Below are 22929 nucleotides of genomic sequence, written 5' to 3'. Positions count from 1 at the left end.
TGTTCTTTTTTTTAATTAGAAAATGTTTTTAGGTAAAATTGAAAGGTTTAGCATAAAGGATCGCTAATACATGTTAAGGTTGGTTTTAAATTAAGGGTCATTATTCATCACTACAGATTTTTAGGTTAACTATATCTCTTTTCTGTTAATAGTACATTTCAACTTATAAACATACTAAATCAAGAAGCGGATTTTTTCGAAAAAAGAATAAAAAAAGAATAAGAATACAGATCAGAAGATAAAAAAAGGGAACTATTTCTTTACAGAAACAGCCCCCTCTTCGTGATTTAGGTTATAAAATATTTTTGTTATCTATTCGTCTTAGGAGTCAATATTATATTGTTATCCTCACATTTATAATCGAAACGTTTGGTAAGAGCGAGTATAGAAAGAATTTGTCTTATATCATCGTCCGTACTAAAAGTACAGGTAAAACGGTCTTTTTGCAGTTGTGCATCCGAAATAATGAAATGAACATCAAAATGTTTTTCAAGACACTGCACTATTTCCTGAAGTGTGGCCTGTTCGAATTTCAGTTTTCCGTTAATCCATAGCAATACATCTCCCGGACGGTTGGCTTCTGTAAGCATGGGTTGCATCGTACGGGTATCCACACTCAGCATCTGTCCCGGCTTCAACAAAATACCTTCCTCTTCAGACTGCCCCGGCAATTGGACTTTTACTGATCCCTTCAATAAAGTGGTCACCACCTTTTCTTCGGACGGACGTGCCCGGACATTGAATTTTGTACCGAGCACGCAAGTCCTGACATCATTACTATTAACAACAAAGGGTTTTGTCTTATTACGTGATACCTCAAAATAAGCCTCACCACTCAAGTCGACCTGTCTTTCCCGCTTCCAGAAAGAAGGCTTATAGACGATCTGTGTTGAAGCATTCAACCATACTTTCGTTCCATCCGGTAAAACTGCCTGTGCCCGCTGCCCTGATTCGGTAGCAAAAATATATCCTGCCGACTTTCCGGAGGAAATCCAGTATAGGGCACCGACAGACACCAACAGACCGCACAGGAAAGCTGCCAAAGGCATCGCGTAACGTTTCCATTTTGATACATGTATTCTATGCACTGATTTTTTCTCTGACTCTTTGTGCTTTATCCGGTCCTTCAAAACGCTTAGTGAATTTTCGGTGTCCACACCATCCATTGCCACCTTACGTTCACCGACAAAAAGCATATAATAAAGTTGGTCCAGTTGTTTTTTGTGTTCTGCAGAAGCATGATACCATGCCTCCACTTCCAGACACTCTTCGGCATCTGATTCTCCTTTCAGATAGTTCAGTAGTTTTGTTTCATCCATTGTTTTAACCAAATCTTTAATACCTATATCATACACTGTTACGTATAATACAGTTCAGAAAACAAAGTTACTAAATAAAACACAAACTTTTTTTTCTTCAGAAAATCATTTTGTAGGTAGCAAAAATTTAGCTACGTTTGTTCGCTAATAACAATGGAGAGAAGAATGGCACAGACTCTGACTAACCTAAACATAAATGATAATAATGCCGTTATATCAGCCCTGCGAGAAGGGGATGAAGAGGTGTTTGATCATATCTACCGTTACTATTTTCGTGGATTATGCGCCTTTTGCTCTCAATATGTCACTCTGAGCGAATCGGAAGAAATCGTGCAGGATACTATGATGTGGCTATGGGAAAACAGAAAAACCCTTATACCGGAACTTACTTTAAAGACTCTTCTCTTTACTATCGTCAAGAACAAAGCGCTTAATAAAATCTCTCATTTTGAAATAAAACGCAAGGTGCATCAGGAAATTGCGGAAAAATATGAAACGGAGTTCTCTTCACCTGACTTTTACCTGGAAAACGAACTATTCAGATTGTACGAAGAGGCTTTAAGAAAACTACCGGCCGAATTTCGCCAGGCATACGAAATGAATCGAAGTCTTCAAATGACTCATAAAGAAATTGCGGAGAAACTGAACGTCTCTCCGCAAACAATCAATTATCGTATAGGGCAAGCCCTGAAAATATTACGGTCCGAACTAAAGGATTATCTCCCGCTGATCATGTTGTTTTTATTTCTGCAAGGGCATAAATGAAATAGCTTGTCCGCCACCGGCTGCCATACGGATATTCAACGTATCGTCTGCAGTCACCTCCTGTTCCGTAATCTGATACTCTGTCGGATTGGTTTTCCAATCAGCTTTCTCACCATCAGCATAGATGATTGCTTTATAGGTCTTCCCCTTCTCTAAAAAATCAAGACTGACAGGCAAGACCCGCGGTTCTTCATTCGTAGAGGCACCCAGGAAATAATTCTGTTTAGCCTTCCGTACCACTGCTACAAACTCTCCCGGCTCACCGGCCAATGCCCTCGATTCGTCACAATCAGGATCGAAATCACGGAAGAACCGGAAGGCAGGATGCCCTTCATAGTGCTCGATCATATCAGATGCCATTTGTAACGGAGAATATAAAATCACCCAATTAGCCAACTGCTTGGCCAATGTTGTATTGACGCGACTATTGCCCTTATCCTGATCATTCCACTTCTGACGTTTAGGAGAATCTTTCGTCTGTGTAAACAAAATATCAAAAGTACCCGGAGTATAGTCCATCGGACCACCCAATAAGCGGGTAAACGGCAACATTTCATGATGTGAAGGAGGATTACCTTCGCTCCAGGCATTCCACTCCATACCGCGGGCGCCTTCACGTGTCATCATATTGGGCCAGGTACGTCGTATACCGGTATCTTTGATAGGTTCGTGCGCATCAAGAGTCATACGATAACGGGCAGCCGTCTCAACCACTTTTTGATAATGGTTCACTCCATATTGTCCATGATGTGAATGTCCGTCAGGAAAAGCACCGGCATAACCTGTTTTCAGAATATGAATGCCCTTATCGGTATACCACTTGATTGCCTTCTCCATCTGGCGCTCGTAGTTGGGAATGTTTCCACCGGTTTCATGATGTCCGATGATCTGAACATTCTTTTCACGTGCATAACGAGTTATTTCATCCATATCAAAGTCGGCATAAGGTTTAGTAAAGTCAAAACTCTGCATACCTCCCCAACTTTCCCATCCTTCGTTCCACCCCTCAAACAACACACCTTCGATGTTATTGGCATGAGCAAAATCAATGTATTTCTTGGCATTGGCGGTTGTAGCGCCATGCCGATCGTCCATCTTCCAGGTTTCCACTCCCAGATGCATCCCCCACCAGACACCGACATATTTCATCGGCTTGATCCAGTCGGTGGTATCCAGTTTACAAGGTTCATTCAGGTTAAGGATCAACGACGAATTAATCAGTCCGACAGCTTGCGGAGCGATCTGAATGGTACGCCATGCAGTGGTAAAACGATTCTCTTTACGAGCTTTAATTCCATCAGGCCATGAGGCAAGTTCGGATTTCAGAGTATTTTCACCATCCTTCTTCAAAGTCATTTCCGGAAAATCATAAAGAGCAGCTTCATGAATGCTGCCATACACCCCTCCGGATGTTTTGAAAGTGAAAGGAGTATTGGCATTCTCCACTTCACTGATCTTCTGTTTCGAGTACAGCAATTCATAAGTCTCGAAACTGGCAGGAATAGACCAAGAGGTCCCGTCTTCATGAAAGCGGAAAGCAGTCAGTTCATCGGTGATCAACAAAGAGTCGACACCGGGCACCTCATACTCGTAACGAAAGGCTACACCATCATCAAATGCACGAAAACGAAGAGTCAATTCCACATTAGCGGCATTTTTCAGAAGAACCGCCATTTCATTATAATGATTCCGGTTCGTTTTATTCTCTCCCCAAGGCTGCGTCCAGATCTCGTCTTTATCGGTAAAGACAGTGTTCACCACACGAAATCCCCGATTAAGATCGATTCCGTCTTTCGCTTCGAAACCGAGCGGAGAGTTATCCAATAAAAGGGTATCGTTGACAGTCACCCGATACATCATCTTTCCATCGGTATCCGCAGTAAAAGCCACTTTGATATGTCCGTCCGGAGAGGCTAATTCCGTCTTCGGAACACAACTATAAAAGCCCATCAGCATCAAGGCGATGAGTAATATATGCAAAATCTGTTTCATGGTTACAATTCGTTTATACGGTTTAGAATTCCAAATCAGCCAGATGTGCATTATGATCGGACAAATAGGTGGAATCTGTAATCGCAGAAGAAATAATCTCTGCATCTGCCACCTTGATTTGCGGAGTTACGAAAATGAAATCGATCTTTTCCCGTTCGCCCACAGGTACTCTTCCGAAATCATGGAAAGTATAGTTCTCACCGGACTGTTTCCCGGCTATCTTCCATGCATCTTTCAAGACAAACTCATTGGATGTGATCGTTTTGTAAGCTTCCCACTCTTCAGAAACATTAAAGTCTCCGGTCATCATAGCAGGATGTGTACCGGCTATTTCTTTTATCTTATCAATAATAAGCAGGGCACTGTTACGACGAGCTTCCGTACCAACGTGGTCAAAATGGGTGTTTAACATCAGAAACTCTTTTCCGGTAGTTTTATCCTTTAATTTAGCCCAAGTAGCCACGCGGGTACACGCGGCATCCCAACCAAGTTTGCCGATACTATCCGGATGTTCGGAAAGCCAGAATGTATTACTGTCTAACAAATCATATTTATCTTTCCGATAGAATACAGGAGCATATTCCCCCTGAGTCTTTCCATCCTCGCGTCCCACACCTACATAGGCATAATCGGGCAGGCCGGACAACAGGTCTTTCAACTGATGATTCAGTACTTCCTGCATTCCCAGCACATCGGGATGTTTCTCACGGATAAATTCACAGACCTTCTCTTTACGATACTTCCAGGAATTCAAACTGTCGCCCGGATTATCATAGCGGATATTAAAGGTCGCCACACGAACATGGGTAATCGGATTAGAACTGCAACCCGCCAAAAGCAGGGTAATAAAAACTCCGATAAAAAAGCAAATCTTATTCATTAGTTTATATGTGTTGGTTATTAAATTTAAAGCTATTTCGTATATGATACAACTAAAGAAGAAAAAACACTTAGCGATCTGTCCGATAAGTGAGGGCAAGTTGCCGGCAAGCGGCACGATTGATCTTTCCCGTTTCCGTCAAGGGTATAGCCCCGACTGACAAAATCATCTTGGGTAACTGATATTTAGACAGAAGCTCCTTCATCTTTGTTTCCGGTAACTCTGCATTTGCCCCCTTCTCTACCAAAAGCACAACCGCCTCTCCTAATCTGGCATCGGGAACAGAAGTGATTGCAAAAGGAACTCTCATCCAGGGACGAAGTATCTCTTCTATCTGCTCTGCCTGTACTTTGATACCTCCGGTATTGATGGTATTATCCTTCCTGCCCAAAATAGAGAAGCTGCCATCGGAATAAATCTCCGCAACATCATTTGTCACCAAAGTGGTATCACAAACCAATGGAGCATCGATCACCAATGTATGTTCGGACGAAAGAGAAAGCCGCACCGAAGGAAAAGGCCGGTACAACATACTCGCATCCGGTCCGTTCAACCGTCTTAAAGCAATATGTGAAAGGGTTTCTGTCATGCCATACGTAGAATAAACCTTAACCGGTAATTGCCGTATTTCAGCTTCCAACCCTGCATCTATTGCCCCTCCGCCTATAATAAGAATATCGGTCCGGCAGAGCCTCTCTTTTTCTGCCGATACCTGCAGTGTGTTGTAAACCTGCAACGGCACCATAGCGGCAAAGCGAAGCGGTATGTCCACGTCCGCCATCGGATGCCCGGAAGGAGTCCGGATAACCAGATTCAACCCTGCCACCAATGCCCGGACCACCACCATCTTCCCGGCAATATATTGCAAAGGCATACACAACAATACGCTATCTCCTTGTCGAAGTCCCAGAAACTCACAAGTCAGCCGGGCACTTTGCATCATCTGCTCCTTACGGACCTTCAGCAGTTTGGGAGTCCCGGTAGAACCGGAAGTTTTCACTGTCAGATAAGGAGAATCACTGAACCACTCTTCCAGAAACCGGTAAAGTTCGTACAAAAATCCCGATGCCTCCTCCGTGTGACAAGCCACCAGCCTTTTCACGTCCTCCTTGGAAAGCACACTGCCTTCCAACATTAGGTGTTGTTCTTCTCTATTAAATATCATGTGCCGACTCCTCTTATTTGCAAAACCATAAACAATCTTTTCGAATCTCGAGGGGCATCTCGACATTGTCCGTAAACAGTAGCCCGGTACCTAATCCTTGTGGCAACGGATTCCGGAAAGTCGCACACCATTGGGCTATGGCATTCAGACCGATATTCGACTCCAGCGCAGATGTGATCCACCATCCGATATGTTGCTTTTCCGCTTCTGCAATCCATTCGTTGCCACCACTGATCCCGCCATGCAGAGATGGTTTCAGTATGATATACCGGGGGTGGATAGCCGCCAGCAATTCCCGTTTTCTTTCAAGGGCATTGCAACCTATCAGTTCTTCGTCCAAAGCAATAGGAAGCGGGGACTCAGCCGCCAGACGGGCCATTTCCTCCCACTGCCCGGCCCGGATAGGCTGCTCTATGGAATGTAGGTCCAATTCGGCCAACCGATTCAGTTTATCCATAGCATCGGCAGGTGAGAAAGCTCCATTGGCATCCACTCTCAACTCTATTTCTCTGGCGGAATAGTGAGCACGGATATGTCTCAACAGGGCTAATTCTTCTTCAAAGTTTATCGCACCGATTTTTAGTTTGATACAGCGATATCCCGCCTGCATCTTGACTTCGATCTGTTGCAGCATTCTGTCAAAACTTCCCATCCAGATAAGTCCGTTAATAGGTATACCGACTTCTCCGCGCGAAAAAGGAGTATCCCATAATGCCCAGCTCTGTGTTTCGTAATGGCGCAGTGCTGTCTCGAGTCCGAACAGAATAGAAGGATACCCACGTAAAGATTCTATATCCAGTTCTCCCGTTTGTTCCAGTCGCTGACAGGCACTCCGAAGCACCTGTTCATAATCCGGCAAGTCATCACAACTCAGTTTGGGTAACGGAGCACACTCTCCTACTCCGACACGTCCCGGACACTCTATGGAAGAAAGATGGATATACCAGACATTCCGGGTAGTATAAGAACCACGCGAAGTTCCCGCAGGTTGCTTGAAATGAAGAACGCGTGGAATAATGTTGATTGTATACATAAAAATGATATAAAGAAAAGGCCTCCCATCAAGAAGGCCTCTGTCTGCTTATGGAAATTTAGGATATTGTTTAAAGTCCGGTTTACGCTTCTCCAGAAAAGCATTCTTGCCTTCCTGTGCTTCATCGGTAAGGTAATAAAGCAGAGTGGCATCACCTGCCAGTTCCTGAATACCGGCTTGACCGTCGAGTTCGGCATTCAGACCGGCTTTAATCATGCGGAGTGCCAACGGACTAAGCTGCATCATCTCCTCCGCCCACTGAACATACTCGTCTTCCAGTTTATCCAGCGGTACCACTTTATTGACCAGCCCCATATCCAGAGCCTCCTGCGCATTATACTTGCGACAAAGGAACCAGATCTCACGGGCCTTCTTCTGTCCCACAACGCGGGCAAGATAAGATGATCCGAAGCCGGCATCGAAACTACCTACACGAGGACCTGTCTGTCCGAAGATCGCATTTTCGGAAGCAATAGAGAGATCGCATACGACATGCAACACGTGTCCGCCTCCGATGGCAAATCCGTTAACGGCAGCAATAACCGGTTTCGGAATCGAACGGATTTGTTTTTGCACATCCAGTACACTCAGGCGGGGCACTCCGTCTTTACCGATGTATCCGCCACGGCCCTTTACGTTCTGGTCGCCTCCCGAACAGAAGGCCTTATCGCCTGCACCGGTCAATACCACAACATTGATATCGGGCTCTTCACGACAGATGCGCATCGCATCGCTCATTTCGCCTGTTGTAGTAGGGGTGAAAGCATTCCGGTAACGTTCGCGATTGATCGTAATACGGGCAATGCCGTTATAGTAATCAAACAGAATATCTTCGTATTCTTTAATAGGAGTCCATTCTCTTTTAGTTTCCATTTCTATTTATTTTGATGATTATTATTTCAGTAATTCCTGTACTTTCTTTTGCAGTTCGGGTGTATGTACATTGGGCGTGTTCAATAAAGCAATTGCAAAATTATCCGCCAGCACCTCTTCCGGATCTATGACATATCCGGTGTTCCGCCCTACTTTATCAAAGAAGTCGGTCGCTTTCTGTAATGGATAAATCACTGTCTTCCCACTCTCCCGGAGAGGCTTGAACGACTCGTCCAACGGAATCAGCCCCACATTGATATACTGATAGAACTTACCCGTGGTATAGGGTCTGTTGGTATAGATAATCATAGTGCAGTTCTGTGGCTTACCGTCAATGGTAAAAGTCGCATAACTATCGCAACGACTGACATCGGGATTGGAGATACGGCTTTTCCGTATATCTTCGGGGAACTCAATCTCTTTGGGCAGGATGTTGAAGTCGATAGCTCTGTACAGTTTCTTTTTGAATCCGGGATTGAGACGTGTCAGGATGTGGAAAGTTTCATGCACCAGCAGGCGTGTGTGAGAAGCTTCAGTCCCCCGCTGAAAAGTAGCGTCCGTCAATGCGATCCAGTTACTGCGTGTGTATCCTCCCGCCCCTCCTTCGTCTTTCATTGTTGTCTTTACCAGCACAATCTCTTTCGGAAATGGAATCCGATAGCCGTATTTACGAATCGTATCATTCAGGTTCTTCCTGATCTGCTCGATCTGCTGCGCTTCTTCCGCTGTCCATTCACGCACTTCACGAACGGCCAGGCTGACGAGGTCTTCTCTTTTGCCTTCAGGATTTTCAAGTCGTGCAGCGATGTCAAACGGACTCCAATTAGCCGTATAAGAATCTTTGGCCGCTATCAGGCGTTTTGCTTCTCCGGCAGAAGCCAACCGAAAATTGATTGTATCTGCCCTGGCTGCCGATTCCTCCGATACGTATCTCTCGGGAAACATGGCTTGAGCTTTCTCCACAAACAGGGAAGCTGACAAAAGTAGCATCCCACAAAATAGGTTCATCTTGTGCTTAGTCATCATATTAGTTTTTTAGTTGGTGATAGTAGTCTTTCAATATCCGTGCATCTTTATTTTTATTGGTGAAAACCTCCATAATGACAGGTTGAGTCAGTAACTCGGGTTGAGTGAAAGTTTTCATGGCTTCGTCCAACTGTTTTTCATCCTGCACTTCCTGATAGAGGAATCCCCGTTCTTCGGCCCATCCCTTGGCAGACGTCTTATGCACGGCAGTCACAAAGCGATGGGAAGTACCGGACATTTCAAGTCCCGGCAAAGTATGAAAAATCTCCCCTCCCCCATTATTCAAAAGCAGAATACGGAGGTTACTTCCAAAGTGATTGTTCCACAGGGCATTCATATCATAGAAAAAGCTCAGATCACCAATGACCACAAAGTTCAACTTCTTCGAAGCGGCAGCATAACCGATCGCTGTGGAAAGGGAACCTTCAATGCCGCTCGTACCCCGGTTGCAACAAACCTCTACCGTATCGGGAAGCGAATAAAGCTGGGCATAACGCACGGCGGAACTATTGGCCAGATGCAAAGCACACGAAGCAGGCAACGCCTGAATGAGTGATCCGATAGCAGACATTTCGGAATAAGGCAACTCCGGTCGGGGAAGCTCCTTGCAGAAGTTCTCCCATTGCCGGGGATATTCCGGTGTACGGTTATCCAGCAGAAAAGCTATCTTCTCCATAAATTCAAATGGGTCCATCTCGATAATCGTAGTCAATGCCCCTTGGAACAGATCGATCACTTCACCATCCGGCGACACATGCCAATGCTCTTTGGGCGGATGCTGGCGAAGATACTTTTTCATTCGTTTAGAGACGATATGCCCCCCGTAAGTGATCACCAATTCGGGAATCATCTTCTCTTGCATCTCGGGTGACATGGCATAGAGGGCTGCATCGAAGTTCCGGATCGGGATGCCCGGAACGGTCTGATTGCCTAAATGCTCCGTGAACCAGGCAAACTGCTTGTAGAGCATCTTTGAATATTTCTTTTCGAACAGATAAATCAGGTTCATCTGGCCGACGATCATCATACGGCGGTTGTATTTATTGAGGCGATCGATCAAGCCGTCATAGTCGCGATCATAAACATTCAGTCCTTGATAACGTGTGATGACACGTACTTCGGGAAGTGACTCTGCCGTAAACTGGAACAAGGGTTCGGAAACCGGCACGTTGATGTGCACAGGGCCTTTACCATGATGATTCAGTTCAAGCAATGCTTCGTTCAGCAAGCGGTTGCAGTACCATTCATCCTCGTCCGTATGTATTTCGGGCAGATCGACAGACTTCTTCACCAATGACCGGAAAACACCCGGCTGAGGTAAAGTCTGTCCGTCCATCTGGTTGATCCAGGCGGCAGGACGATCGGCGGAAATAACTACTAAAGATACTTTCTGGTAGTAGGCCTCTGCTATGGCAGGATGCAAATTCAACAAAGCCGTGCCCGATGTGCAACAAACAGCGGCAGGAGTTCCGCCCTGTAAAGCAAGCCCGATAGCAAAAAAGCCGGCACTCCGCTCGTCTGTTACCGAGTAACAAGTGAAGTCGGGATGTCCGGCAAGTGTATGTACAATCGGTGCATTCCGGCTTCCGGGACATAAAACGACTTTCGTCACCCCATGTGCACGGAGCAACGCTACCAACTGCAATATGTTTTTCTTATCTGAATACATCGCTTTATATATTATTTTATTTAGGAGTTCAAGTTCTGCATGGTCTGCATCTTCTTTTCCGTCTCCTGAAACTCATCATCCAACTCGGAAGAGGCCAGCAGGCCGCCTCCAGCATACAATGTCAACGAATCTTCTTTCACATTCATACAGCGTAAGTTGACATACAGGTCCGTTCTCCCTTCCGGCCTCAACCAGCCTATAAATCCGGAATAATAGCTGCGGTCATAGCCTTCATTGTCAAGGATAAACCGGTAAGCTTCTTCTTTTGGCAATCCGCATACGGCGGGAGTGGGATGCAACAGCTTCAATAAATCTCCCAACCTCTGACTGTCGTTCAGCGAGAAGTGGAAATCCGTTTTCAGGTGAGACAATGCCCCGGCAAAAGCCGGATAAGGTCCTTTCTCTGTCGGAGAAATCCCCAACGAGCGGAGTTGTTTACGAATATATGCCGCCACATACTCCTGCTCCTCCCGGTTCTTTTCATCCCATTGTTGCGGAAGCTCACCATTCTGTAAAGACTGGGTTCCTGCCAACGCTACCGTATTCCATTCTCCTTTCTCACCCGATAAAATGATTTCCGGAGTACTGCCCATCCACACCCCGGTTTGCGGAGTATAGCAAAGATAGACATACGAATAGATGTAACGCCTGCAAGCCCGGTAGAAAGCCGCTGCGGGAGAGAATCCCGGCTCTCTCCTCACCGTCATTCTGCGGGATAGTACCAACTTATCAAAAGTACGTTCCCTCAAAGCCCTGATAAAGACATCGAAACAAGCCTCATAGGCTTTCTTCGCTCCGAGTGACCGGTCGCTTCGGAGCTGTTGCCCGTACGATGCCGCATCGTCCCCCTGTGCAGGGGTATGCAAGTTTCCGGCGCAGGAAGGAATCTCATGACAATCCGGCCGGATCAATATGATAGGACATTGCGGAGTGACCCGGAAAGGGGCGATGACAAAGCCTGTCCGACCATTCAAATCTTCCATTTTCCGGATAAGGTGTACTTCTCCGCAAGTCTGCATCAGAAAGTGAGGTTCCTCTTCGCCCGGATTACGATACATTGCGAAGCTCCTTCCCTGACGGATCAATTCATCTATAATCTCACAATTATTTGTTTCTTCTAACGTCATCTCTTCTTTAATATACTATTCACTACCCGTATGGAAGACACCAACTTGTCCGTCGACGTAAATACGTCTACATTCCAGACATGTGATGAACGTCCTTTGTGGATAATGGTACCGACGGCACGTACGGTATCTCCCTCGTGGGCAGATGACATGTGGTTACCGCTGACCTGCATACCAACCACAATCTCGTCGGGCTGGCAGAGAATCATCGAACCCAGTCCGGCAACAGTCTCGGCCAGTGCCAACGTGGCACCTCCGTGCAGAATGCCGAAAGGCTGACGGGTCCGCTCGTCTACCGGCATAGTAGCCTCTACCCGGTCTTCGGAAGCATAGGTATATTGAATGCCCAGATTTCCCATTAAGGCATGACGTGCACGCTCGTTCAATTGGTCGAGAGGAATCTCTGCCGGACGAATCTCAGAAAGAATCGCTTTTTCTACGGCAAGAGCAACTCCGTCTTCTTCATTCGAAGCCGTCACCACATCGGCACATACCTTTACCGAATCCTGAGCATTGCCCATGGCGATACCCAATCCGGCAAACTGGATCATGGAAACATCGCAAACGCCATCACCGATAACAATGATTTCTTCCGGAGTGATATCCAAATGGGAAAGCAAGGCTCCCAACGAAGTTGATTTGTCAATGCCACATGGCAGGACTTCCAGGAAATAGGGTTCCGACCGGAATACATCGAGCGCTCCGTTCAAACGTTTTTTCCAATGTTCTTCCAATCCGATAAGCGCCTCTTCGTCATCACTGACCAACATACATTTGGAAGGAGCAAAATCAACGGCAACCGAAAATTCGGGTTCTTCAATCAACTCCATCCGATTGAGGAATGCTTCCTGAAGAATGTGTTCATTATCTGCCTGATCAGCAATCATTCGGTCTTCGGTGTAAGTAAAGATTGCAAATCCGTTCTTACGGGCTTTCTTCTCCAGATAAGGCAACATTTCGGGGTTAATACGCCGTTCGAGCAATACTTCCCCATTTTTGGCATTAATGACCTGTGCGCCGTTATAGGACAGGATGTATCCGCCATAGTTACCCAGCTCCAGTTTCTTTGCCAAAGGCAAAATCCCATAAGTGGGCCGACCGGAGGCCAAAACAATATGTACTCCCATCTGCTGTACTTTTAACAAAGTGGCAAGGGTACGAGGAGTAATCTCCTTCTCATCATTGAGCAATGTCCCGTCTACATCAAGGACTAACAGTTTATACTTCATGACCTCGAGTTTTTTGTTTAGATTACAAAGGTAAAATATTTAAGGCAACATCCCTGTTTCTTTAGGGAAAATTATACCATAAGGTACAGAAAGAAACCTGCGTCCGGACTCACAGAAGATGCGGGAATCATCGTTTCACCCGATAACCGGACAGAATGAAAGCACCACGCTTCAGGTCTGTAAACAAACGTACCGGACTGTTACTCTTAAGGATAAAAGTCCGGTCAGTACATCCAGCCTCTCGCAACGACTGCCAAGCCGAAATTTTCATTAAGAAGGTGTTTTTGTATGGACAGAAAGGTCGATGCCCTCTCTTACCTACCAACCGGAACTAAGCCTTAAAGAAAGGATATCCGACATGGGGGTGTCGACACATCCGACATGGGGGTGTCAGCATGCCCGACATGGGGGTGTCGGACAACGTTGGTTTAAAGGATAAAAGGGTTAGGGTGGAATGTATCGGGGGAAAGCTCGCCGACCCAATGCCATATACGACAAACGGTGGACAAATAGCACTGCACTGCAACTCGTCCACCGTCTTGATCCGGTCTTTTTTATGAAGCGAATCAGAATTCGCTTGTAAAGTGGAACCGGATATTTTTGAAATCCATCTGTGCCATCTGAAGCACATAGTTCGAATCGGCCAGGAAAACATCGCGTCCTTCACGATCCTTGGCCATATACTGATATTTACGTTTCTTGAATGCTTCCAACTCTTCCAGGTCATCGCTTTCAATCCAGCATGCTTTGTACAAACTCAACGGCTCCCAACGGCAAGAAGCATTGTATTCGTTCAGCAAACGATATTGAATAACCTCAAACTGCAACTGACCTACCGTACCGATAATCTTGCGACCGTTGAACTGATTGACAAACAACTGGGCCACACCTTCGTCCATCAACTGGTCGATGCCCTTGGCAAGCTGTTTCTGCTTCATCGGATCGGCATTCTCTATGTACTTGAACATCTCCGGTGAGAAGCTCGGCAAACCACGGAAATGAAGTTGTTCTCCTTCGGTAAGCGTATCGCCAATCTTAAATGTTCCGTTATCCGGCAAACCGATAATATCTCCGGCCCAAGCCTCGTCAATAGTCGTCTTACGTTGTGCCATAAACTGGGTGGGTGAGGAGAAACGCACAGTCTTACCATGACGTACATGCAGATAAGGGGCGTTTCGTACAAACTTACCTGAACAGATTTTGCAGAAGGCTACGCACGAACGGTGATTGGGGTCGATGTTAGCCGTAATCTTGAAAATAAAACCGGTAAATTTAGGCTCCTCGGGGATCACCTCACGTTCTTCTGCATGTACGGGACGGGGGGCGGGGGCAATCTCAACAAAACAGTTGAGCAGTTCCTGCACACCAAAATTATTTAAAGCCGAACCGAAAAAGACTGGTGCACACTCTCCCTGCAGATATGTTTCTACATCAAATTCGGGATATACACCTTCTATCAATTCCAAATCACCGCGTAACTTATCTGCCAGCGTATCGCCGATCTGCCGATCCAACTCGTCAGAATGAATATCTATTTCCACTTTCTCCGTCACCACTTGTTTGGAAGGTTGATATAGGTCCAGTTTCTGTTCGTAGATATTATAAACTCCCTTGAAACGGGGGCCTTGTTCGATAGGCCAAGACAGAGGACGTACCTGAATCATCAGTTCTTCTTCCAATTCATCCAGCAAGTCAAACGGATCTTTACCTTCACGGTCCATTTTGTTCACAAAGATGATTACCGGCGTATTCCGCATCCGGCAGACTTCCATTAGCTTGCGGGTCTGGGTTTCCACACCCTTCGCTCCATCTACCACGATGATGACACTGTCTACCGCCGTCAAGGTACGATAGGTATCTTCGGCAAAGTCCTGGTGCCCCGGAGTATCCAGAATATTAATCTTATAGTCCCGATAGTCAAACTCCATCACCGAAGTTGTCACCGAGATACCACGTTGTTTCTCGATCTCCATCCAGTCGGAAGTTGCCGTCTTTTTGATCTTGTTACTTTTTACTGCTCCTGCCACCTGAATCTGTCCGCCGAACAACAGTAACTTCTCAGTCAACGAAGTTTTACCGGCATCCGGGTGTGCAATAATGGCGAAAGTGCGCCGTCTTAGTATTTCTGTATTATCTGCCATATTTCGAGAATTGAGGATGAAGAATCAAAGTGTCTCCATTCTTAATTGATTAATGCAACGCTTCAGGCTCTCCTCCCAATGCGGGATCTCAATGCCAAATGTATCTTTTATCTTTGTTTTATCGAGTACGGAATAGTGTGGACGGGGTGCCTTTGCCGGATAATCGGCGGTATGCAACGGTTTTACCTTACACGAAGCAATGCCCGCCAGGCGATGGATGGCTATGGTAAAGTCATACCAGGAACAAACTCCTTCGTCACTGAAATGGTAAATGCCGCGGACAACGCCTTTATTGATCGCTGCAAAAATAGCCTGGGCCAAATCATTAGCATAAGTCGGTGTACCGATCTGATCGAAAATGACTCCCAAAGAATCACGCTCCTGCCCGAGACGAATCATTGTCTTTACAAAATTATTGCCATAGATGGAGTACAACCATGCCGTACGAATTACCATAGCTTTCTCGCAATGATCCATCACGTTCTGTTCGCCCGCCAGCTTGGTAGAGCCATAAACCGAAGCCGGACAAGTAGGTTCCTCTTCCGTATAAGGAATATGCGCTGTACCGTCAAACACATAATCGGTAGAAACTTGAATCATTGCAGCGCCATTAGCCTGAGCCGCCCGTGCCAGATATCCCGGTGCTATATTATTCAGTTTGTCGCAAAGTTCGACATTATCCTCAGCCTTGTCTACCGCTGTATAAGCAGCGCAGTTCACGATGATGTCAATCTTATGTTCACTCACATAGGCATAAACAGCCTGTTCATCACAAATGTCCAACTCCTGTACATCCGTAAAAAAATACGTATGCTGCAGGTTTTCTCTGGCAAGTACCTGCATTTCATTGCCAAGTTGCCCGTTGGCTCCGGTGACCAATATATTCATTTCGGTATTTTTTTAGTTGGATTCACCACAGAGTAACACGGAGTCTCACAGAGTTTTAATCTCTTGTTTATAGGATATTAAGAGAAAACCATCTCTATGGAGCCCTGTACTACTCTATGGTGAGTCTGATTCGTTTTATTCCAGTTTTAACTCTCCTTTTCTATCCTTATCATAATAGTTGGCCAACATAGACAAAAAGCTACTGATAGCTTCCATTGCCTTCGTAGTCTCCGGACTGACCGGCTTCTTTTGCAAGCGCAACAGCATCATGCCATACAAAGCTTCGAAACAGGTTTCCAGCTCCGGTTCTTCCTTCTGACCGTTTTTATTTCGTAATTCTACAATAAAGGGTAATGCTTTGAAATAAGCCGAACTATAGAAAGGAAATTTAGGTGATGCCAACAGGGCAGCGTGCAATTCGGTCAGGTTAATGATTACGTTCCGGTTAATCTGGAGATGTCCTTTCTCACGAACTCCCTCTTCCCGCATCATCGAAGCCAGATTGGCATACCATTCTGTCAGTTCACGACGCTCTTCATCGCTCACTTGATAACGGGAAACGATATTCTCCTCAATCCGGTCGACATCACAATCATTGGCACGGATCAAATCCTCTATCTGCCACATATAAATAAGGTATTCGGCAATGTTCTTCTCCTTGAGTTGTTGCGCTATTTTCATCTTCTGTCTTTTCTCCTATCAATAAATAGATTCTCCCAGCAAAGTGAATATGAGTCCGAACACGGATACTGCCATCACGATACTGCCAATCACCCGGTTCAAAATCCAGATACCCCGCAAATTGAATCGCGTCCGCACTTTATTAACAAAGAAAGTTATTCCAAACCACCACGCCAGCGCTCCGAGGGCAATGGCCAGATAGCCCGTAATCTCTTCAAAGACCAATACTCCGGGTTGTACAAAAGCAAAACGGGCAAACAGACCGATAAAAAGAAAAATAATAAGCGGATTGGAAAGTGTAACTGCAAAGGCGGTAATGAAGTTGTGGAAATAAGAACCTTTATTGGCCGATACAGGCCGAATGGATTGCACAGGATTGCTGCGGAATGTATAAATACCAAAAGCCAATAGCATGATACTTCCGAGGAGTTGCAGATAAAAAATATTTTTATTGATATAATCGAAAACGAAGCTCATGCCATATCCCGTCAAAAGAGCATAAGCAATATCACTCAACGAAGCCCCCAGTCCGGTGACAAATCCATACCAACGCCCTTTGTTCAAAGTACGCTGAATACAAAGGACACCTACAGGCCCCAGCGGCGCAGAAACCACAATGCCGATAACGAATCCTTTAACCAGTATATCAAGTATAGTCTCTATCTGAATCATTCCGCAAATATCGCATTTTTTTATGATATGCCAGTATCTTGTTAACGTTTTCTATCACAATTTTGTCCTATTAACCGGTACACATCTTCATTCTCACCTACCACCCACACTACATCTCCTTCTTCAAAAGGAACATTCACGTCAGGCGTCATCAAAGCTTCTCCTCCCCGCTCCACGCCGGCAATCAGGCAATGGTATTTATCACGAATGCCCGATTCACGCAGCGTTTTGCCCAGAAAAGCAGAGTCTGTATCGATCAACAATTGCTTCAAAGTCATTTCACTCTTTTCAAACACTCCCGAATCGATCACAGCAACATGTGACATCTCTTCTGCGAAGGTATTCAGCTGGTCATCAGTACCGATCACTTGTATTTTGTCCATCGGAAACAGACGGATAGAACCACCCGGAATGTTAATCCTACGTTTTCCCCGAAGAATGGAGACTACATGCACTCCATACTTCTTACCCAGATTCAGTTCAAGCAAGGTTTTTCCGGCCCAAGCCGACTCTCCCGGTATTTCAAAATCAGTCAGATGCAGATCTCTTGAAAGCAAACGTCCGGCATAAGCCGGTTTTTTCTCTCCCAAATACTCAGCGCGCATATCACGTGAACGAAGATTCTGAAAAAATTTACGTTCTATCAAAATGGATTGTTTTTTTAACTGCCTCGAAAGTATCATCAGAATCACCAGTAACAAAGCCACTCCGAACATCAGTCCTACCGAAGCTTTAAACAAACGGGTAATGACAAACATAACAAACAGAACTGACACTGCGACACGAAATACAACCGTGGAAACCAGCGGTCCGCGATTGACACGATTATCATTCCACAAAGTTATAAATTCGACCGAGTGATTCTTCTTCACCATAATGGCCCGCAAAAAAGGGGATATGCACAAGATAGTAAAAACAGCTCCTGCCAATGGGCCCCAGATACCCGGCAAATGTTCGCGTAGCAAAGGTACTACAAAACGGAACGAAAGGGTAATTACCGAAATACTGACAATGGAATACACCACCAGAATACGTGCTAAGGCAAACAATAGCTTCCGCCACAAACTTTCGTGATTGACAGTCCGCGTACCGGTAGTATATCGCATCAGGAAACGTCTCCAGGATTCGGGTAACTTACGATCGACGAAGTTTGAGGCAGGCTCGGCAACACGAATCATATAAGGGGTCAGAAATGTCGTGATCACGGAAACAGCTACTACAATCGGATATAGGAAATCACTTGTCACATGTAATGATAAGCCCAGAGAAGCAATAATAAAAGCAAACTCCCCTATCTGCGTCAGGCTAAAGCCACACTGCATGGCAGTCTTTAAAGGCTGTCCTGCCAACATAACCCCCATTGTTCCGAAAAAGGCCTGTCCCAGAATCACTGCCAACGTAATGACTATGATAGGAACCGCATATTCAATAATCATCGCAGGATCTACCATCATCCCGACCGATACAAAAAAGATAGCACCAAATAAGTCTTTCACAGGCTTTACCAATCGATCGATAGATTCCGCCTCAATTGTCTCGGCCAGGATAGACCCCATAATGAAAGCACCAAAAGCAGCCGAGAAACCGGTATTGGCAGCAATAGCCACCATACCGAAACAAAGAGCCAAAGATACGATTAACAGCGTTTCTTCACTCATCAGTTTCCGACAGCGCTTCAGGAACTCGGGTATGGCATAAATGCCAACGACAAACCAAAGAATAAGGAAAAAAAGTAACTTACCGATACTGCCCAGCATTTCTGTCCCTTCAAAGTTATTGCTGACTGCCATCGTCGAAAGCATGACCATTAAAACAATGGCAAGTATATCTTCAAGAATAAGAATACTGAGTACTAAACCGGTAAACTGTTTCTTCCGCAATCCTAAGTCATCAAATGCCTTATAAATAATTGTAGTAGAAGACATGGCGATCATACCTCCCAAGAACAGGCTATCCATACGTTGCCAGCCGAACCCCATCCCGACGGCAATGCCAAGAAGAATCATACAGAAGATAATGGTACAGGCGGCAATAACAGCCGTACCTCCCACCTTGACTATCTTCTTAAAACTAAATTCCAATCCAAGAGCAAAAAGCAAAAAGATGACTCCAATATCAGCCCAGGTTTTAATATTGGCTACATCCATCACCGAAGGTGTATAGGGCATATGTGGACTGGCAAGAAATCCGGCAACCACATAGCCCAGCACAAGCGGTTGCTTCAACTTCTTGAATAACAGAGTCATTATACCGGCACAAATCAGAATCAGGGCGAGGTCGGCTATTAATGTTGGAAGTTGTGACATTCGAATAGAATTTAAATCGAATGCAAAATTAGTGTTTTCTGTTAACTAACAACAGAAAAACTATAAAATCACACTTTATAATCTACTCATCTCCCCTTCCACCTGTCGGGCTTTCGAACCGGCAAGTGAATGTCCCAGTTGTGCAGCATGTTCAAAACATTCTTTTGCTTTGTTCAGAATATAGTATCTGGTATTTTTAATATTCCGCTTATCTTTTCTTCCTTTTACTTTTGGTAATTCTTCTACGACAGAGTGTAGCTCAGTACCTAATTTATACCACATTTCCTGTTGTTTATTCATTAACTCCTGGCTCTGAGCATCGATCGTCACCTGTTGGCTCGCAATTGTATTTTTCTGATTAGCTATTGTTTGTTGTTGGTTCGCAATCTCCTGTTTGAGATTGTTGATTTCAATCTCTTTTTGCTCAATAATACTTTTCAATTTATCCATCGTTGCCAACAGGTTCTTACTGCCGTCACTACGCTTACCTTCAACTGCACTTAAGCGCTTTTTCAGAGTCTGAAGTTTCTGATTGATCTCTTCTGCTTGACTCAATTCCCCCACTCCATGCTCTACATTCACACGCAAAGAATGTGTATTGCCGGCTATCTGATTTAATTCCGTCACCACATTATTAATAATTTTACTTTTCTCTAAATTATCTTCAATAACAGCCGCTTGCTGTTCGTTCAACTCCTTATACTCGGCAATCTTAGCATCATACTTACTTTTAGCAACCATCTCAGTTGATGAGTTGCTGCAGGACACGATAATAAAAAACAAAAATGGAATCGAATAAATCACTTTGAAATTGTCCATGTCGTTTGTTCATTTATATTAAATACTATTTTAATTTTATCCAAATCTTTATCATAGTGGATTGCTCCATTACCCAGTTCTCCTGAAACAAATATCATTTTATCAGAATTAAAATCCAACTTATACACTTTAGGAGAAGATTTACCGGTTATCAAAAGTTGAAACGTTCCATCTTTCACCTTTTTTATAATACCACTGGATACTTGGATCTGCCCCACAATAGATTTACTAACAGTATAATTTCCTTCCAGTCTATCCGGAGCAATCAATTCCATCTTTATTTCATTCCGATCAATTTCTTTTTTATCCGGCATGGGATTAAAAAACAGTCCTATCAGAACAGTTATAAAAGCTATTGCAAAAATGATAAGTAAATTGGTTATTAATGCCCTTCTTCTATCTCCCTTTATTTGTGCCGGAAGCGTATGATTACTCACCACATGATAAATCTTCACACATTGCCCGACCAGCGGGTAAATGGTTAAAGCAATACCCATTATAATCAAAGGCCGCGGAATCAAAAATAAAGCCGCTATTGCCAATGAAACAATAGTCACGGTTTCCTGTTTAGATACACGCGAAGTGAACAATTCGGAATATGGTTCGGAACTTGTTTCAACTTCATTGAGATCCGCTTCGTGTCCTATAACCAAAGCAGTCTTTTGAGCATCGCTCAAACTACGATAAACTTCCTGCTGCTTGGCTGGTTCCAAAAGACTCATTAAAAAGATATCTGATACAATATTTCGTTTCAATGCATACATTAAAACAAAAAAGAAAGCGGCAACAAACGATGTTTTCAAAACATAATCTGTAGCGGCAATCTGAAAATTCTCCATAAAAGGAATTCCAATAGCCTGCAACGCTATCGCATCTTCCATTCGTCCACTGGACAAAATAATAGCCGAAGCTGCTGCAGAAATTGAAAATAATAAACCAAGTCCCCAATTAATGATCTTTTGAGTCCACATAAGGGCTATAACATTCTCTCCCAATAAACGCTTCACTAGCAGAAACATCATCCAACGGCATAAAAGCATTATCAGACATACAAACATGAAGGTCAACAACCATGATTTAAAAATATAATACCCAAATGATGTTATTTTTAAAATGGGGGTTAAAACACACTTTCCGTAAAAGTTCTCCGAAGGAGTTCCTATGTATTCCAAACAAGTAGAAATTACTGAAATTGCAGAGTTGATTCGATATTTTTTATATGAAGGTAATTCATTCAACTCCTGAATACGAACTGAAGTGTTTTGCAGAAACAATGGAAGAGTTTCTTCTACACCTCTCTCCTGTATTTGCTTTTGCAAATCTAAATAATCCAGTCCGGAAGTTGCTCCTGTCATATTGCAATAAACCCGATATCGATTACCCAAACGTATTTGAATGAGTTTCGGATTTTTCGAAACAAGCACCAACATCCCTCTATGCTTAAAATCTCTTGACTCGGATATCGAATCTACAAGATCATTAAAACATTCATCAGCATAAGCCCCCATTTGGATGGGCTCGATACTATCTACGGCAAAAAGAATTGGAACAATCCCGGCAGGATAATCAAAATTAAGAAATTCTTCTTTCACTCTATTGCTCAATAGATCACCCGTATCAAAAACTTTAGGGGAATATAAACATTGCTCAGTATCGTCAGTACAAGCCGAAAACAAAAAGAGAGCAATAAAAAACGACAAAAACAAAGATGTCTTTTTCATATAAAAGCCCGTAAGATTAACAATGTAAATTATAGTAAGTTAGTATGCAGTTCAAAGAACAAAAGCTGTTCTTCAATACACATACAAATTCAGTAAACCTTCTGACAAAAGAAAAATATGAAAATCTTCTGATATTCCGCATCTCCGCAAACAGAACATTACGGTTACCGATAAGATTCGTCATTGTCGGTAGTTTCCGTTATCACCAGAATTACACTACCTTTATTAAGAAAGCAACGACAAAATCCATTTTCTAATATCCGATTTTCTAATACCAATAAAATATTTGTTATGTAAGTGTAATACCTCTATCAAATCTTATTATCAAAGATCCTAATTTTCACTTAGTAGATCTTTTCTAAGAAAGAAATGATAATCATTGAACAATCGATTAACATTCTTTCAATATCTTAAATTTTCTATTTAATATCTTTTAGTGTTACAGCAAATATAGTGCTTAGATTTATTATTTCCAATGATTAAGAAAAAAATTATTCCAATATTTACTAAATTCATGTTATAAGGCTCACTATTTACCATCATACAACGATATTTAATACACATTTGTCACTGAAAACAGTGATACGCCTATCACTTTTATATTACACATTCAGTTCATAGGA

Annotated in this window: 19 protein-coding genes; 1 reads left to right on the top strand and 18 read right to left on the bottom strand. The window is 43.9% G+C overall.

All coding sequences use genetic code 11. The features are described from left to right. Positions 1-308: 308 nt before the first annotated feature. Positions 309-1319 (bottom strand): FecR domain-containing protein, encoded by a 1011-nt coding sequence (locus tag BF9343_RS06070; RefSeq protein WP_005786042.1) that lies wholly within the window; start codon positions 1317-1319, stop codon positions 309-311. A gap of 165 nt (positions 1320-1484) precedes the next feature. Here BF9343_RS06070 and BF9343_RS06065 point away from each other — a divergent pair, with 165 nt between their 5' ends. Continuing rightward, positions 1485-2084 carry an RNA polymerase sigma-70 factor gene (locus BF9343_RS06065; RefSeq protein WP_005786040.1) on the top strand — a complete coding sequence of 200 codons (600 nt, stop codon included), beginning with the start codon at positions 1485-1487 and terminating at the stop codon, positions 2082-2084. Here the strand turns inward: BF9343_RS06065 and BF9343_RS06060 are convergent. The 17 genes from BF9343_RS06060 to BF9343_RS05985 form a co-directional block, all read right to left on the bottom strand. Continuing rightward, positions 2061-4076 carry a glycoside hydrolase family 97 protein gene (locus BF9343_RS06060; protein WP_010992427.1) on the bottom strand — a complete coding sequence of 672 codons (2016 nt, stop codon included), beginning with the start codon at positions 4074-4076 and terminating at the stop codon, positions 2061-2063. The genes BF9343_RS06065 and BF9343_RS06060 overlap by 24 nt on opposite strands. Before the next feature lie 22 nt (positions 4077-4098). Then, positions 4099-4956, bottom strand: coding sequence for an endonuclease/exonuclease/phosphatase family protein (locus BF9343_RS06055; protein ID WP_005786038.1), 858 nt, complete (start codon positions 4954-4956; stop codon positions 4099-4101). A 70-nt stretch (positions 4957-5026) separates the two neighbouring features. Next, entirely contained in the window at positions 5027-6121 is a 1095-nt protein-coding gene (locus BF9343_RS06050; protein ID WP_010992426.1) for an AMP-binding protein, read from the bottom strand. A gap of 13 nt (positions 6122-6134) precedes the next feature. Beyond that, a complete protein-coding gene (locus BF9343_RS06045) occupies positions 6135-7154 on the bottom strand; it encodes an o-succinylbenzoate synthase (RefSeq protein WP_005786033.1) in 1020 nt (339 codons plus the stop codon). A gap of 48 nt (positions 7155-7202) precedes the next feature. Further along, complete coding sequence (gene menB / locus BF9343_RS06040) at positions 7203-8027, bottom strand: 1,4-dihydroxy-2-naphthoyl-CoA synthase (RefSeq protein WP_005795543.1); 825 nt, start codon at positions 8025-8027, stop codon at positions 7203-7205. A 21-nt stretch (positions 8028-8048) separates the two neighbouring features. Further along, positions 8049-9053 (bottom strand): hypothetical protein, encoded by a 1005-nt coding sequence (locus BF9343_RS06035; protein ID WP_032556328.1) that lies wholly within the window; start codon positions 9051-9053, stop codon positions 8049-8051. Position 9054: 1 nt separating this feature from the next. Beyond that, complete coding sequence (menD, locus tag BF9343_RS06030) at positions 9055-10722, bottom strand: 2-succinyl-5-enolpyruvyl-6-hydroxy-3-cyclohexene-1-carboxylic-acid synthase (RefSeq protein WP_005786027.1); 1668 nt, start codon at positions 10720-10722, stop codon at positions 9055-9057. Positions 10723-10742: 20 nt separating this feature from the next. Continuing rightward, positions 10743-11849 carry an isochorismate synthase gene (locus BF9343_RS06025; RefSeq protein ID WP_005800924.1) on the bottom strand — a complete coding sequence of 369 codons (1107 nt, stop codon included), beginning with the start codon at positions 11847-11849 and terminating at the stop codon, positions 10743-10745. Next, entirely contained in the window at positions 11846-13078 is a 1233-nt protein-coding gene (locus tag BF9343_RS06020) for a Cof-type HAD-IIB family hydrolase (protein WP_005786023.1), read from the bottom strand. The genes BF9343_RS06025 and BF9343_RS06020 overlap by 4 nt, the downstream gene beginning before the upstream one ends. A 127-nt stretch (positions 13079-13205) precedes the next feature. Beyond that, on the bottom strand, positions 13206-13349 hold the full coding sequence (locus BF9343_RS23600) for a hypothetical protein (RefSeq protein WP_164088338.1): 144 nt from the start codon (positions 13347-13349) through the stop codon (positions 13206-13208). 295 nt (positions 13350-13644) lie between these two features. Then, a complete protein-coding gene (locus BF9343_RS06015) occupies positions 13645-15219 on the bottom strand; it encodes a peptide chain release factor 3 (RefSeq protein WP_010992423.1) in 1575 nt (524 codons plus the stop codon). Between the two features lie 24 nt (positions 15220-15243). Further along, a complete protein-coding gene (gene rfbD, locus BF9343_RS06010) occupies positions 15244-16107 on the bottom strand; it encodes a dTDP-4-dehydrorhamnose reductase (RefSeq protein ID WP_005786018.1) in 864 nt (287 codons plus the stop codon). A gap of 135 nt (positions 16108-16242) precedes the next feature. Further along, positions 16243-16788 carry a DUF4924 family protein gene (locus BF9343_RS06005; RefSeq protein WP_005786016.1) on the bottom strand — a complete coding sequence of 182 codons (546 nt, stop codon included), beginning with the start codon at positions 16786-16788 and terminating at the stop codon, positions 16243-16245. Between the two features lie 18 nt (positions 16789-16806). Further along, a complete protein-coding gene (locus BF9343_RS06000) occupies positions 16807-17460 on the bottom strand; it encodes a LysE family translocator (RefSeq protein WP_005786014.1) in 654 nt (217 codons plus the stop codon). A gap of 41 nt (positions 17461-17501) precedes the next feature. After that, the gene (locus BF9343_RS05995; RefSeq protein WP_005786012.1) at positions 17502-19766 is read right to left on the bottom strand and encodes a cation:proton antiporter domain-containing protein; all 2265 of its coding nucleotides are present in this window, start codon (positions 19764-19766) and stop codon (positions 17502-17504) included. Positions 19767-19841: 75 nt separating this feature from the next. Then, positions 19842-20585 carry a hypothetical protein gene (locus BF9343_RS05990; protein WP_005786010.1) on the bottom strand — a complete coding sequence of 248 codons (744 nt, stop codon included), beginning with the start codon at positions 20583-20585 and terminating at the stop codon, positions 19842-19844. Continuing rightward, positions 20567-22306, bottom strand: a complete 1740-nt coding sequence (locus BF9343_RS05985; protein WP_010992421.1) for a hypothetical protein — start codon at positions 22304-22306, stop codon at positions 20567-20569. Before BF9343_RS05985 ends, BF9343_RS05990 begins: the two co-directional genes overlap by 19 nt. Positions 22307-22929 lie beyond the last annotated feature (623 nt).

It is taken from the genome of Bacteroides fragilis NCTC 9343, assembly GCF_000025985.1.
Taxonomy (GTDB): Bacteria; Bacteroidota; Bacteroidia; order Bacteroidales; family Bacteroidaceae; genus Bacteroides; species Bacteroides fragilis.
Note: the sequence above shows the minus strand (reverse complement) of the source record. Positions and strands in the feature narration are given on the sequence as shown.